This window comes from Gordonibacter massiliensis (ex Traore et al. 2017) (genome assembly GCF_019731765.1).
Lineage (GTDB): Bacteria > Actinomycetota > Coriobacteriia > Coriobacteriales > Eggerthellaceae > Gordonibacter > Gordonibacter massiliensis.
The window spans coordinates 75,850-90,645 of the sequence record NZ_JAASIO010000013.1; the positions used below are offsets into that span (position 1 = coordinate 75,850).

A 14,796-nucleotide genomic window follows, 5' to 3' on the forward strand; every position below is an offset into this window, starting at 1 on the left:
GTCACGCCTCCGTCCGGCAGGCGCTTGCGGGCAGGATGTCCGCCGCGCCTTGCGCGAAGGCGTCCTCGGCGGCCTCGCGGCCCACGCGCTCGGGCTGCGTGCCCGTGCGTTCCACGCGCACCATGCGGCTGCCGTCCAGGCTGCACACCATGCCCGCGAGCCTGATCACGTCGCCGGTGCACACGGCCAGCGCGCCGATGGGCGTTTGGCAGCCGCCCTCGAGCGCGGCCAGGAAGCTGCGCTCGGCGCGCGCCGCGCGCTCGGACTCCGCATGGTTCACGGCGCGCACGAGCGCCGCGACGTCGTCGCGCCCCGCGGCCACCTCCACCGCGATGACGCCCTGGCCCGCGGCCGGCATGACCACATCGGGTGCCAGGTACTCGGTTATCCGATCGCGCCACCCCAGGCGCACCACTCCGGCCACGGCCAGGATGATGCCGGCCATGCCCTCGTCCTCGTGCAGCTTGCGCCAGCGGGTGGCCAGGTTGCCGCGGATGCTCTCGCACTCCACGTCGGGGCGCACGCGATGCACCTGCGCGGCCCGGCGCAGGCTCGACGTGCCGATGCGCGCGCCTTCGGGCAGGTCGGCCAACGCCAGGCCGTCCTTGCCCAGGAACGCGTCGCGCGGGTCGTGCCGCATGCAGTAGGCGCCGATCTCGAAACCCTCCGGCAGCACGGTGGGCAGGTCCTTCAGGCTGTGCACGGCCAAGTCGATGCTTCCGTCGCGCAGGCCCTCCTCGATCTCAGCCGTGAACACGCCCTTGCCGTCCACGAGCGGCAGCGGGGTCGCAAGGTCGCGATCGCCCGCCGTGTCGGTCTCGGCCAGCTCCACTTCCAGGCCGGGGTGCGCCTCTATCAGGCGGTCGCGCACCCACGCGGACTGCCACAGCGCAAGCTCGCTCTTCCTTGTGCCGATGACCAGGCGTTTCATTGCGCGCCTCCCGTCTGCTTCCCCTCGGCCCCTGCTTCCGCGCGCGCGGGCTCCCCCTCGGGCTGCAGGTGGAACAGCTCCTCCAGCATGGCGGCGTACGCGCGGCTCTTCTCCGAGCCCGCCATGGCGTTCAGCGACGCCACGGGCTCGTGCATGAGCTGGTGGGTGATGGACGTGGCCAGGCACTGCACGACGTTCTTCTGGCTGGGCGTGAGGCCCGAGAGCTTGCCCATGGCCCGCTCCAGCTTGTCGGCCTTGATGCGCTCGGCCTGGCGGTACAGCGCGTCGATGGTGGGAAGGTACTCCAGCGAGCGCTGCCAGCGCTCGAAGTCGGCCGCCGCCTCGTCGATGAGCCGGGCGGCGTTCTTGGCCGCGCGCAAGCGCTCGTTCTGGTGGCGGTTGGCCACGTCGCGCAGCTCGTTGATGTCGTAGCAGCTCACGTTCGGGATGCTGCGCACCTCCGGGTCGATGTCGCGCGGCAGCCCCATGTCGATGCACAAAAGCGGTCGAGCGGGGCGGCGTGCCATGACGGCGGCCAGGCGCGCCTTGTCGACAAGGCAGCCCTTCGCGGCCGTGGCCGAGAACACCACGTCGGCCTGCTCCAGGCAGGCGTCCATCTCGTCGAGCGAGCAGGCGCCGAAGCCGTACTGGCCGGCCAGCCGCTGCGCCTTGTCGAGCGAGCGGTTCGACACCATGGCCACCGACACGTCCTGCGCCACGAGGTACTTCATGGTCAGCTCGCTCATCTCGCCCGCGCCCAGGATGAGCACCCGCTTGTCGGCGATGCCGCCCAGCTCGCGCACGGCCAGGTCCACGGCGATGCGTCCGATGGAGGTGGAGTAGCGGCTGATGCGCGTTTCGGAGCGCACCTTCTTTCCCAGCGACAGCGCGCGCTGGAACCACACGTTGATGATCTTGTCGTTGGCTCCCGCTTTGCAGGACGCCTGGTAGGCGCGGGACACCTGCCCCGCCACCTCCGTCTCGCCCACGATGAGCGAGTCCAAGCCGCACACGACCTCGAACAGGTGGCGCACGGCGCAATCGTCCGCGTAGGCGTACAGCAGGTCGCGGAACCGCCGCTCCTGCACGGCATCGCCCGCCTTGCCCTGGCCCATGATGAAGTCGCGCACCCGGGCGACGCCCTCGTCGGCGTCCTCGCACACGCCGTAGAACTCCAGGCGGTTGCACGTGCTCAGCACCACGGCGCCGGCAAGCCCCGCGGCGGCCTTCACGTCCTGCACGCACAGGGCGTTTTGCGAGTGGTGCACGCTCAGCTGTTCCAGAATCTCGATGGGAGCCCGCTTGATGCTCAGCCCCACGACGATGGTATGCATAACCCCGCTCCCGTCTCATCCCCTGCGGCCTGCCCCACAACAGGCGCGCGCAAAACCCGGTCAACCCCGGGGCCGCACGCAGCGCGCGGCCCCGGGCAAGCGCCTACTCCGCTTCCAGGAACTCGAAGTAGGGCCGGTCCATGCTCGCCAAGCCGTTGACCATGAGCTCGACGATGCCGCCGTACTGCACGTTGTAGCGTGCAGTGGCCTTGTACGCCTGAAGGAGGTCGCGTATCGTGCCCTTGCAGTTGGAGCACGGCGCGCAGACGTACTTCACGATGTCGGGGTTCTCGATCTCGTCTTCGAAGGCGTTCAGGATCTGCGCGAACTTGGTGCGCGCGCTCACCTTGTTGCGGAAGTCGCCGAAGTTGTACGAGTTCATGATGGCGAACCCGCTGCCGCCGCCGCAGCAGTAGTTGTCCACCCCGTGGGGCGTCATCTCGCGGAACTGCGGCGCTATCTTGTGCAGGATGTCGCGCTGGGGCTTCACGATGCCCATCTGCCGCACCATGTTGCACGGGTCGTGCAGCGTCACGGGGAAGTCGTTCTTCGACGGGTCGAACTTCAGCCGTCCGGTTTTCACGAACTCGGCCATCATGGGCAGGAAGCTCTCGACCGGAACGCCGCGCTGGTCGCTGTCGGCCATGCGGTCGGCGCCCACGACGGCCGCCTTGTGGGCATGTCCGCACTCGCCGATGACGATGCGCTTCACACCCAGCTTCTTGGCAGCCTCGAACTGCGCCATGGCCACGTTCTTGGCCTGCACGTCGTCGTACCAGATGCCGTAGTTCACGCTGTCGAAGCCCATCATGTCGGTGCTGAGCGTCCAGTCGACGCCGGCCTCGTCCAGCAGGATGGCGAAGGCCGCAGGGTTCTCGGGCCAGGCCAAAAACTCGCCCGCATTGTGCACGAGCAGCACGTCGGCGCCCTCTTTGTCCAGGGGGAACTTGATCTTGCGCCCGGTGCGCTCCTCGATGTCCTCTTCGATGAACTCCAGCGTGTCGATGAAGGCGGGCTTCGTCAGGCCCGTGGTCGAGCCCACCTTGAGCTGCAGCTGCGTGCCCTTCGCGTGCACGGGCGTGGGCGCCAAGCCCATCTCCATGCTGAATATCTTGCGGATCTCGCGGGCCATCATGCCGTTGTCGAGCCCCAGGGGGCACACCTGCGCGCAGCGGCGGCACAGGTTGCAGCGGTAGGAAAGCTCGCCCAGGCGCGCGATGGTCTCCCAATCCAGGTCGATGTCGGCGCCGGTGAAGGAGCCCAGCAGCTTGCCGGACGGCGTGAAGTACTTCTTGTACAGCTTGCGCAGCACGTCCACGCGGAAGATGGGGCGGTAGATCTCGTCGCCGTCCGTCGCCTGGAACACGTGGCACGCCTCCGAGCACGTGTTGCACTTGGCGCAGTACTCCATCGTCAGGCTCAGGGGCTGGAGGTACTTGTTGTTGGCATCGAGGAACAGCTTCTCCAGGCCTTTGAGGAACTTGGCCTTCAGCTCGTCTTCCTCTTCCTTGGTGGCGGGGCGCTTCATGGTGTCGATGGCGCAGAAGCCGTCGAGCGAGCAGCAGTTCGTCTCCGCCCATTCGGGCTTCGGCTCCTTGAACGCGGGCTCGAGCCCGTTCTTGTCGTAGGGCACGGGCAAGGGCGCCAAGTCGTCCAGGGTGCTCAGAAGATCCTTTTTGCGCGAGATGTCGGTGGTCCTCACCATCTTGTTTTCGATAGCCATGAGGCCTATCCTTTCGACGTTTCAGACGATGCGCTCTGCGGCTTCGTGGCCGACCAAGGCGACGTCACCGGCTGCTGCGCCGCATCCTCGAACCGGCGCTCCACCGCGCTGCCCTTCAGGTTGGGGTCGTTGTCCCACAGCACCTTGTGGAAGCAGAAGAACTTGCCCACGTAGTGGCTCATCTTGGAAAGCGGGATGTACAGGAACATGATGCCCAGCAGCACGAAATGCACGAGCACGATGGGGGGCAGGTCCGTCGCGCTGAGCGTGAACACCTGCGCGGCCACCGTGAAGGGCGACGCGACGAACAGCCACGAGTACGCGCCGGTGAGCAGCACGACGAGCAGCAGCACGATGTTGAAGTACTCGAGCGGCGTGGTGTACTTCGCCAGCACGCGGTCGAACACGCGGCGCACGAGCAGCAGCATGCAGCCGATCGTAGCCAGCGCGAACCCGACGATGCCGACGATGGAAACCACCGCAACGTACCAGGCCGGGTGCCAGGCCACGCTGACGAGCAGCAGCACCGACCACCCCAGCATGACGTAGATGCCCAGGTGCATGGAGTACGATGCCCACCAAAGCGAGCGCTGGTGCACGAACAGCTTCTTGATGAAGAGCATCTCCTTGATGATGTCCACGGTCTCGCTGACCCGGTTGATCTTGCGCGGCTTCGTCCACCACTCGGGCTCCTCCATGTAGGAGCCGCCGTAGGCGGCCCTCCCCGCCCCTTCCTTGGGCACGGGATAGAGGTCGAGGCGCGCGTGGATCTGCATGTGCGCGAACTTGTAGGCTTTCCTCAAAGACAGCGCGAAGAAGCCGAACATGGCGATGATGATGAACACGGACACGAGCGTTTCAGCAGACACGGAAAAGCCTCCTTACGTCCTTGCCCCGGAACAACACCCCCTCAGCGTTACCGCTCCGGCGCTTCTTTAAAACTAAAGCACCGCCATCGGGGTGTAAAATTCTGATTTGCAATCGCGGCATAAAAAGAGGCTATGTCTTGGTGTATCATGGCTGCAGGGGGTTTCGGGTCCGGGTGCCCTCATCTCGTGTTTTCGCTGTTTTACCTGCAAATCCTCGAGCGGACGACCTTGTTTTGCACCGCTGGCGTCAGGGGCGGACGGCTAGCGCGGCACCCGGTGCGTGCAGGGATCAAGATATCCTATATCGCCCTCATGTATTCTTATGGCGGCATTCCTACCCCAGTACTTATAATTTACGTGGGGAATTGAAGCGCATCGTCAAGGGGGAGACCTGTATCGGCCTGGTTGTAAGGGGGGTCGGCATGAGTTCACTAGAGGAATTTCTGGTATTCAAAGACGTTGCCTCGACGGGCAACATCACCAGGACTTCTCAGCGCCTGCACATGAGCCAGCCCAGCGTGAGCATCCAGATCCAGAACCTCGAGCGAGACTACGGGGTTCAGCTCTTGGATCGGACGAACCGCGGCGTGACGCTCACGGAGAACGGGAAGATCCTCTACCGCTACGTGGAGGAGATCATTCAGCTGATGATGGAGGCCCGCGAAGCCGTCTCCTACGCCTCGACCTGCCATCACGGCGGCATTCACATCGGGGCCACGTTCACCATCGGCGAGTACCTCCTGCCCTACCTGGTGCGCGAGTACTGCAGAAGCGAGACCGACTCCGACATAGACGCGCGGATCGCCGACACGGAGGTGCTGGCGCAAGAGGTCATGGACCGCCGGCTGAACGTGGCCCTCATCGAAGGTCCCGTGCCCAACGACCCCAACTTCACCGTGGAAACCTTCTGGCACGACGAGCTGGTCGTGGTGGTTCCCGTCGACCACCCCTGGAGCGAGCGCGGCACCATCAGCTTCGAAGAGCTCACCACCGAAAGGCTGATCACCCGCGAGCAGGGATCGGGCACGCGCAAGGTCATGGAACTGGCCTTCGCGCGGAACAGCTTCAACTACCTGGACCTGAGCATCCGGCTGGAGCTGGGCAGCACGCAGGCCATCAAGCAGGCGGTCAAGTGCGGCATGGGCATAGCCATCATCTCCGCCCTGACCGTGCAAGAGGAATGCCTGCTCAACCAACTGGTCACCCTGCGCGTGAAGGACTGCTCGTTCACGCGCCCGCTCAGCATCCTCACGCACACCAAGGGGCACCTCACCGAAGACGAGCAGTCCTTCGTCGCCCTCTTACGCGATGGCAAGAAGCTGCAGGAGATATTCCCTGCCCCCGTCGTTTCGTGACGGAGGCAGGTCGCTACGTCGAGGAGGCTCGGCGGGGCGTCAGGCCGCTGGAGCCCGAAAGAACGTGACGTTCGCGGCCGTTGTCTGCTCGACCGCGACCGCATCGGCGGACAACGTACCGTCGGCGTTGATGGGAAGCGCTATCATCTCGTCGCTGTACAGGCACGACACCACCAAGTGCTTCTCATCGGGGCTTAGCGCGCACCCGCGCGGCCATGCGCAGTCCAACTCGAGCGCCTGAACGTTGTCGGGAATCCCCGTATCCTGATCGATTTTGAGCACGGCGACCCCTTGGAAGCCGCCGTCGCCGTGAACGCGCTCTTTGCCCACCAGGTTGTCCGAAGAACCCCGGAACACCGTGTACAGGTACGAGCCGTCCTCGGTCATCTTCATGTCTTGCTGCTCGTATTTTCCATCCTTCTCGGGCACCCGCGCGAGCCATTCCTCGGGTACGACGGCCCCGGCCCCCGTACGCTCCAGCACGCCTTTCTCGTCGAAGGAGAACGCAACCACCTCGTTCGCCGATTCGAAGTTGCAGTACATCCACGGCTTCTCGGGGTGAAAGCGCACGTAGCGCGGCGAGTAGCCCTTGCCCAAGCTGACGGTTGACGCGAGCTCCAGCTTGCCCTCGGAGTCGAGAACCATGCTGTAGATATCGCCGGTGCCCTTGTCGGCCACCACGAAGAACTTCCCGTTGGGAGCCCACGTGACGGTATGCAGCTGAGACAAGTGCGCCTCTCCTCGAAACGCCATGATATCGCGCACCTCGCCGATAGTGCCGTCTTCGTTCAGCTCGAACACCACGCAATTCGCGCTCGGACAGGCGGGCGCGATCTGCCAGGCTCCCAGGTCGTCTTGCACGATCTTGCAGGGACAGGGCTTTGCCGTGTGGATGGAGCACAGCAGGTACTTCCCCGTGGGATCTATGCTCACCATCGACGGGTTCGACCCGAACGACGGCGCGCATTGCCTCTCGGTCAGGTCGCCGGTGAGCGGATCGACCTCGTACACCCAGATGCGCCCGCCTCCGCCTGCGCCCATGCCGGCGTCCTTGTCGAAGGGCACGTCGCATTCGTCGGTCACATACAGAAGGCTTTTATCATAGTCTATGCAGATGAATCCCACGCTGATCTCGTCGGTTACCCGCTTCGCGTCGGCCATCTCGCCGGTTGCCTCGTCGAACGTATGAACCCAGAGGCCCTTCTCGCCACCCTTCTCATCCCAGCAACCGGTGTAGACGAACGTTTTGGTTCCGTTCGAGGCGGCGACGCTTGCCGCGCCGTCGCCGCTTCCCGCGCACCCGGCAAGCGTCTCGCTTGCCCCCAGGGCGGCGAAACTGAGACCAAGCACCGCCGCGCCCTTCACGAAGCTGCGACGGCTGTACCTTAGTTTTTCTTGCATGTCGTTTCCTCCTTGATGAAAAGTGACCGGAAGTTCCCGCATGGCGCCGTATCGTCCGACGCGTTCGGTTAGGCTTCGTAAAACGTCACGCTCGAGCACGTGTCCTGCTCGGCGCGCAGCCCCGTGTCGGAGAGCGTGCCGTCGGCGGCGACGGCGAGCGTGGCCACCTTGTCGCTGTACAGCGAGCCTACGAGCAGAAACCTCCCGTCGGGCGAAATATCGCAGCCGCGCGGCCAGTAGATATCGTCGAACTCGCAGCGCTGCACCGTGGCCACGCTGCCGTCGTCCTGATTCACCGCGTACACCGCCACGCCCTGGAAGCCGCCCACATGCTCCCGTCCGCCATCGCCTGTGGGGTTGTCGCCCGAACCCCGGAAGCAGCTGTACACGGTGGAGCCGTCGGCGCTGATCTTCATGTCCTGAGATTCGAAGCGCCAAGCCTTCTCCACCGAAGAGCGCTGTTCCTCGGGAACCACCAGGTCGCTGTTGATAAGCGAGAGCCGGCCCTCGTCATCGTAGCTGAACGCATCCAAGCGGTTGGCTGCCTCGTAATTCACGTAGCACCAGGGCTTCGAGGGGTGGAAGCGCACGTAGCGCGGCTTGTCGCCGGCACCCGTCCGGTACGGCTCGCCTACCAGCTCCAGCTTTTCGTCAGCCGTGATGCGCAAGGTCGAGATGGCCCCCGTGCCCTTGTCGTTCGCGATGAAAAAGTTTCCGCTGGGAGCCCACGTGCACGAATGCATATGGGAGAGCGCTTTGTCCGCTGCCCGGTACGCATCCAGCACGTCGCCAATCGTGCCGTCGTCGTTCATGCGGAACAGCACGATGGGCGCGTCGGCATAGCCCGGCACAATGCGCCATGCGCCGCTTTCGTCCCGCTCGGTCTGGCACGACATGGGAGCGGCTCCATGGATCGAGCACACGCCGTAGCGCTTGTCGGGACTCAGGGTGAACATGGAGGGGTTCGACCCGAACGACTTCGCCTTCTGCATAAGGGTCAGGTTGCCGGTCGCGGCATCCACCTGCCACACCCACACGTTCCCGCCGCCGCCCGATCCGATGCCCGCGTCTTTGTCGAAAGGCGCGTCGATCTCGTCCACCATGTACAACAGGCCGCGCTCGTGATCGACGTAGCAGTTGCTCGTCCTGATGTCGGCGTCAATCTGCCTGCCCTCTCCGAGCGCGCCCGTGGCAACGTCGTAGGTATGGACCCACAAGCCATCGTTGCCCCCATGCTCGCCCCACATGCCGCAGTATGCATAGATTGCCATATTCGCCTTCCTTTCCCCTCGGTCGCTTTACCCCTTCCCCCTCGGGCCGTGCAGGCCGCCGATGCGCAAAAGGGTCGACTCGATGCTACTCGGCCGGAACGCGCCCCCGTAAGGCCGATTTCTCTACGATACGGCAGTTCGCGTGGATGATTTTTCTCACACCCCTGCACAACCAGCGCTTTTGAGCGAGCGCTGCGAAGATTGTCAGGGCACTTGCCCCCGCATCGTTGCTATAGTTGAAAGGCTCCGCGAACCGGAGCATCGCGATGCGGCGGGAGGGGGCATGCATGGGCGCCGATACGAAGCGCTTCAGCGCGAAGGGAACGCTGGCGCTGTATCCCAGCTATGTGGGCATGGGACTGTTTCTGGCTTGGACCGTGGGCAACTCGTTCGTGCTGAACTTCGAGGGCACCGCAGCGATCGAGCATGCGCGCACCGTCGATTTGCTCTGCGCCATGGGGACGAACGTCCTCGCGTTGTTCGTCATCGCGTGCCGGTCGAACGAGATAGGGTCGCTGCTGGCCCGACGGCCGGTTCCCCTCGCGGCGGCCGCATGCGCCTCGCTGGGATCGGCGCTCATGGTGCTGGCAGGCGTGCTCCCCGGCGAAGCGCTGGCCGTGATCGCAGCGGGATCGTGCTTGCGGGGCGTGGGCTCGGCTCTGCTGTTCATGCTGTGGAGCGAGCTGTTCAGCAGCCTGCCCATCAAGCAGACGAGCATCTGCTATTCGGCGGCGTACCTCATCTCGGTGCTCTTGGAGGCGGGCATGCGCTCCATCGACGCGAACGTGACGCTCGTGCTGGAGTGCTTCCTGCCCCTGGCCTCGGCCATCCTCATGGGAATCCCGCTCGCCGGGCACGCCCCCGACGGCGGCGAGGGCGAGAGGGAGCCTGCGCGCGCATGGGCGTTCCCCTACCGGCCCCTTGCGCTGACCATGGCCTACACGTTCGCGGCGTTCTTCTTCCACAGCGCCATCTCCAGCGAGGCAGGGGGCTTCAGCTGGGTGGGCGGAGGCGCGGTGTCGGCGCTGTGCTTGGCGGCGTCGTTGCTGTTCGTGAAGCGGTTCGACGCGTCGAAGCTGCAAAACGTCGCGTTGCCCCTCATGATCGCCGGCATCCTGCTCTGGGTGCTTTTGGGCAACGAGGCCGGCAGCGCCGTCATGATGCTCACCGACGCCGGGAACATCGCGTTCCGCATCTTCATCCTCGTGATGATCTGCAACATATGCTACCGCTACCAGGTGCCCGCGTTGTGGCTGTTCGCCATCGTGCGCATGGCCATGCTCGTTGCCGAGGCGGCCGGAGTGGGCACGGGGATGGCGCTCGCCGCGAACCGGGACGCCACGAGCGACCTGGCGGTGGAGGGCTTCGCGTTCGCGCTCGTGCTGGTGCTGGCCACGGTGTCCGCGTTCGCCACGAACGCCGGCCGCAACCTGGCCGACACCTCGTGGCACATCGTGCCCCGGGAAAGCGGGCGGACCTCGCGCGCCGACCAGCTGGCGCAGGTGATGGGCGGCTACGAGATGCTCGTATGGCGCTGCGCGAAAGTGGCGCGCCTGTACGGCCTGACGCACCGCGAGGAGGAAGTGCTCGGCTGCCTGACGAAGGGAATGACGAAAACGCAGGTGCAGGAAGACCTGTGCATCTCGGAAGGCACCGCGCGCACCCACATCCAACACGTGTACAAGAAGCTGGGCGTGCACTCGCGCGAGGAGATGATCGACATCGTGGAGCAAGTGGAATAGGACAGGCGAGCCGTCGATCCGTTCCCGCAGCCGGCAGGCCGCCGGAACCTCACTCCTCCAGGGAGCGCAGAACGTTCACCAGCGCGTCGTCGGGGCGGTAGTGCAGGCGCAGCGACAGCAGGTTGCGCGCGACCGGGAACAGCCCGGCGTCGACGGCGGCCGCCGCACCCGCATCCAGGGTCTCGAACACCTCATCGACAGGCGCCACCACGATGCCGGCTTCGCGCAGCTCGCCGTCCACGGCCTCGCGCTCGATGGGCTCGATGCCGTACTCGTCGGCGAGCTCCTTCAGCTCGGCCATGGCCTGCAGCGCCACCACGGGAGAGGTCATGACCGACTTGAGGTAGCACGCCGCGCCCGCGCGGGGCCTGCCCGCCTTCCACAGCGCATAGGCGAGCTGGTAGTAGGCCACCGCCACGTCGCCCGGCTGCACGGCCACGTGCAGGCAGGCGTCGAGCACGGCGGCAGCGTTGTCCATGTCGCCCACCAGCATGTAGGCGCGTCCGAGCTGCCGGTATCCTCCGGCCGTGGAGGGGGCGAGTTCTATGGCGCGCTGACCGTAGCGCAAGGCGTCGTCCACGCGCTCGAACGAGCGCTCCAGCAACGTGACTATCTCCAGATGGCAGAGGTAGAACGAGTCGGGCGCGAGCTCGACGCGCTTGCCCGCGTCGGCTGCCGCCCGCGCCGCGAGGGTGGGCACGGCCGGCGACGCGGTCGCGTCCGCGCCGATCGGCGCCGCGTCCGAACGCCCGAGCCGAGCGGCACGCAAGGCGCGCTCGTACAGCACGCGCGCCGCGTACGAGTCGAACGAGCGGTACACCGTCGCGGCGCCGTCGACGTACCCGTCGAGGGCGGCGGTCTCGGCCACGGCGTCCATGAGCACGGCAACCGCTTTCTCGGAATCGCCCTGCGCGAGCGTGCGGGCGCGACCGAGCGCGGCCAGGCAGCGGTCCTCTCCCAAAAAGCACACCACCACGGCGTTCTGGTCCTCGGTGTCCAGCTCCCCCTCCGCCAGGGCCGCCATGAGCCGCGTGCACGCCGATGCGGTCAAATCGTCGCCCCGCGCCTCGGCCGCGTCCTGCTCCTCGCGGACGGCGCGGATGGCCTCGGTGGCGCTCGCCGCGCGCGCCACGCGGTCGGCCAGGCCCTCGCCTATGCGACGACGGCGAGCTTCGGCGGCGATGCGCAGGTCGCGCGCCTCCTCCGCGCCCAAAACGGGCCGCACCGCCTCGGGCAGCGCCCCGTCCTCCATTTCGGGCAGCTCCCGACGCCGCACGGTCGAAGGCAGGGCCGCCACGAGCGCGAACGGATCGGCGGCCGGCAGATCCGCCACCGCCTCGCACAGCGAGAACAGCGAGGAGGGGTCGCCAGCCAACGCGGCGCGGAACCGCCCCTGCTCCTCGTAGACCTGCCGGGAAAACGCCACCTGGTAGTACGCCGTTCCCTCTCGATCGGAGGGGAACTCGCCGCCTCGCTCGGAGGCGACCTCCTCCGCGGCCCCCGCCGCCGGTTCGTCGCCGAGCGGGCAGGCGGCCACGTCGACGCGCCGCAGGGACGGCGAAGCCTCGAACGCCGCCGCGGCGAGCGCGAGGCCGAAGTGCATGGCGTAGCGGCGCGCCTGCGCATCGCGCTGCGCTTCGGCCACGTCGACCCAACCCGACCCCGTGGGCGCGTCGACCCAGGTTTGGGCCGGCATGAGCGCGGCGTCCGGCACGGTCAACATGAACGCGGCAAGACCTTCCGCCACGTTCGCCTGCAGCCGAGCCTCGATGCGCACCGGAAGCTTCAGCCGTTCCAGCACGGCGCTCACGCGGCAACGCACCTCCCATTCGCCGCCGTCCGCGCCCACGGGGGCCCCGGCTATAGGCTCGCCGGCAAGCAGCTGGGCTCCCGCCGTCTCGATCAGATAGGCGTCCCAGCGGGCGCAATCCGCATCCGTCGCCAGGGGCGCCCGATCGCCGAACGCCTTTTCCACCAGCGAGAACCGGTTGAGCGCGGCCTCCAGCGCCCATACGGTGCGCCGACTCACCGGCGCGTCCTCGTCCTCCACGGCCACGTAGTACAGGTTGGCGTAACGCACGGTCTTCACCAGACGCAGCGCGTCGTCGGGCACGGCCGACGCGGACAGATCGTCCAGACCGGCATCCTCCAGCCAGCGGACGAGGCTCCGCGCGAGCGCGGGCGGCCTCACCACGGGGTCCGCCCCGGCGCGCCTCACATCGTCGACGATGGCGCGCAGGCCGGGAAGCAGCTTCTCATCCCTCAGATGCTCGTGCACGAAGCCGATGCCGCGCGTCGGCACCTCGGCGCCTCCCAGCGCGGGACGGTGCACGAAAGCGAGGTAGGCGCGGGCGAGCGCGTCGTCGTAGGAAAGGTCGGCCGCGTACGGTCCGAAGTCGAACCACGTGTCCGAGAACGTGTAGCGGTCGCGTCGGCGCGTGTACTGCGCCACCTGGCGGCCCTCGCCTTCGTCCGTGCGCACCTCCACGCAGCCGCGTTCCTCGCCAGCCGCCTCCTGCTCGGTGAAGCGCGCGAAATCGAGGTCGGGCTTGCGAGCCGGGGGCGAGACGATGGGATGGTCGACGGTGAACACGCGCCCGAACCGGTCGACGTAGGCGAGGATGCGGAATTCCCGCTTGCCAGCGAATTCGACGACGTAGCGGTCGCCCTTGCTCGGCGACGCGCAGGCTCCGGCGATCCAACCGTAGGTCGGCGCGGGCGAGCCCGTGCAGGCGGGCGCGACCAGCACCACGGCGTCGGGCAGCACGCGGCGCGAGGCGCCGAGAAGCGATGCCGTCGCCGTGATCGTGTACGTCCCGCCCTGTTCTTCCGCCTGCCTCACGCGCCGCTCCTCCTCATCAAACCGCGAACGTCCTCGGCCGGCGAAGGCGTCGAAGCGTTTCCCGGCATCGAGCGGTTCCGAAGCCGAGGGCCGTCGGAACGTTAACGAGCAGCATAGCATGACGCACCGACGTTGCGAGGAAAACGCCGAATGACCCCACGCATGAAAAAGCATCCCGAAGCACGGGGGATGCCGTGCTTCGGGATGCGGCTTTGCGGCAACCTCCTCGCAGGAGGCTTTTGCTGGAAACGGGCTCAGTGGCGGCAGGCGTTCTCGGCGCCCATGATCGGCACGTTGCCGGCGGCCACGAGACGGGCCGCGTCGCCCACGTTGGGCGTCTGGTTCTCGAAATACACCGTGATGCCCGCGTCGTTGAAGCCCATGAGCGGGCGCATGCCCATGCCGGCGGCCACGATGGCGTCCACGCCGGCGTCAGCCAGCAGCCCCACGGGGCGCAGGCAGCCGCCCTCTTCGTGCGGCGGGTTGGCGATGGCCGACGTGCCGGTGATCTCGCCGTCCACGATGTCGACCACGGTGAAGCAGTCGCAGTGGCCGAAGTGGCCGGAGCGTTCCGAAGCGAGGTCGGCGGCGCCCATCGTCGGCACCGCGAGTTTCAACGTTTCTCCCATGATGATCCTTTCTTGCCGGGGCCCAACGGCCCCGCTCGTCTTCCGAGGCCTCGTCGCCTCGGGTTATGCCCTTTCCGTTCCGCGTGGCCCCATCGCCAGCTCGGCCGCGTTCGCCCGGCAAGCGCTCGCGTCGGGTCGGCCGGAAACGCGTGCCCGCCGATGCCGGCTCGCGCGTCAGTCGTCGCCCGTCTGCGATGCGACCGGACCTCCGCGCCCGGCGGCGCCCAGCCCGCCTTCCAACAGGTTCACCAGCAGCTCGTCGAGCCGGCGGCGCGCCCGCAGCGCGTCGAGCCACTGCTCGGCCAGCTCCATGCCCTGCTCGGTGAGCTCGTACTCCCGGCGGCGCGGGCCCGAAGCGTCCTCGCACCAGCGCGACACCACGGCGCCCTCGTCTTCCAAGCGCCGCAGCGACCGGTACAGGCCGCCCACGTCCACGTCGACCTCGCCGTCGGTCATCTCCAAGATGGTGCGGCGCATGTCGTAGCCGTAGCCGCCGGCGTACAGCAACGCCGCCAACGCGGCCGGCTCCACCAGGGCGCCGCCGCCCCCGCCGCGCCGTCGACAGCACGGCTGCCGAGCCCCGGCTCCTCCGCAATCGCCTTGCGGCACAAACATCGCCTCCTTGCTTCCCGCACCCGCCCGGAGAGACCCGGACGGCGAGCATGTTTCCCGCAGCTATATGACAACAACATATATACC

At 66.9% G+C, this 14,796-nt stretch carries 11 protein-coding genes; 2 read left to right on the forward strand and 9 right to left on the reverse strand.

What is annotated here, in order from left to right:
• Position 1: 1 nt before the first annotated feature.
• From hemC to HCH03_RS16465, 4 genes are all read right to left on the reverse strand, one after another.
• Positions 2–931, reverse strand: coding sequence for a hydroxymethylbilane synthase (hemC, locus tag HCH03_RS13205; protein ID WP_221689861.1), 930 nt, complete (start codon positions 929–931; stop codon positions 2–4).
• Complete coding sequence (hemA, locus tag HCH03_RS13210) at positions 928–2,265, reverse strand: glutamyl-tRNA reductase (RefSeq protein WP_221689862.1); 1,338 nt, start codon at positions 2,263–2,265, stop codon at positions 928–930. Before hemA ends, hemC begins: the two co-directional genes overlap by 4 nt.
• A 103-nt stretch (positions 2,266–2,368) precedes the next feature.
• Complete coding sequence (locus tag HCH03_RS13215) at positions 2,369–3,988, reverse strand: (Fe-S)-binding protein (protein WP_185904576.1); 1,620 nt, start codon at positions 3,986–3,988, stop codon at positions 2,369–2,371.
• Positions 3,989–3,993: 5 nt separating this feature from the next.
• Positions 3,994–4,857 carry a respiratory nitrate reductase subunit gamma gene (locus HCH03_RS16465; protein ID WP_221689863.1) on the reverse strand — a complete coding sequence of 288 codons (864 nt, stop codon included), beginning with the start codon at positions 4,855–4,857 and terminating at the stop codon, positions 3,994–3,996.
• A 422-nt stretch (positions 4,858–5,279) separates the two neighbouring features.
• On the opposite strand from HCH03_RS16465, the gene HCH03_RS13225 reads away from it, so the two are divergent.
• On the forward strand, positions 5,280–6,212 hold the full coding sequence (locus tag HCH03_RS13225; RefSeq protein WP_185904574.1) for a LysR family transcriptional regulator: 933 nt from the start codon (positions 5,280–5,282) through the stop codon (positions 6,210–6,212).
• Between the two features lie 39 nt (positions 6,213–6,251).
• On the opposite strand, the gene HCH03_RS13230 is transcribed toward HCH03_RS13225, so the two are convergent.
• Both HCH03_RS13230 and HCH03_RS13235 read right to left on the reverse strand, forming a co-directional pair.
• The gene (locus tag HCH03_RS13230; protein ID WP_221689864.1) at positions 6,252–7,613 is read right to left on the reverse strand and encodes a lactonase family protein; all 1,362 of its coding nucleotides are present in this window, start codon (positions 7,611–7,613) and stop codon (positions 6,252–6,254) included.
• A gap of 68 nt (positions 7,614–7,681) precedes the next feature.
• On the reverse strand, positions 7,682–8,884 hold the full coding sequence (locus HCH03_RS13235; RefSeq protein ID WP_221689865.1) for a lactonase family protein: 1,203 nt from the start codon (positions 8,882–8,884) through the stop codon (positions 7,682–7,684).
• Between the two features lie 287 nt (positions 8,885–9,171).
• On the opposite strand from HCH03_RS13235, the gene HCH03_RS13240 reads away from it, so the two are divergent.
• A complete protein-coding gene (locus HCH03_RS13240; protein ID WP_221689866.1) occupies positions 9,172–10,626 on the forward strand; it encodes a helix-turn-helix transcriptional regulator in 1,455 nt (484 codons plus the stop codon).
• 49 nt (positions 10,627–10,675) lie between these two features.
• Here HCH03_RS13240 and HCH03_RS13245 read toward each other — a convergent pair whose 3' ends face one another.
• The 3 genes from HCH03_RS13245 to HCH03_RS13255 form a co-directional block, all read right to left on the reverse strand.
• Complete coding sequence (locus HCH03_RS13245; RefSeq protein WP_221689867.1) at positions 10,676–13,468, reverse strand: hypothetical protein; 2,793 nt, start codon at positions 13,466–13,468, stop codon at positions 10,676–10,678.
• Positions 13,469–13,722: 254 nt separating this feature from the next.
• Positions 13,723–14,097, reverse strand: coding sequence for a NifB/NifX family molybdenum-iron cluster-binding protein (locus HCH03_RS13250; RefSeq protein ID WP_080143755.1), 375 nt, complete (start codon positions 14,095–14,097; stop codon positions 13,723–13,725).
• A 174-nt stretch (positions 14,098–14,271) separates the two neighbouring features.
• Positions 14,272–14,712, reverse strand: coding sequence for a PadR family transcriptional regulator (locus HCH03_RS13255; protein ID WP_221898904.1), 441 nt, complete (start codon positions 14,710–14,712; stop codon positions 14,272–14,274).
• Positions 14,713–14,796 lie beyond the last annotated feature (84 nt).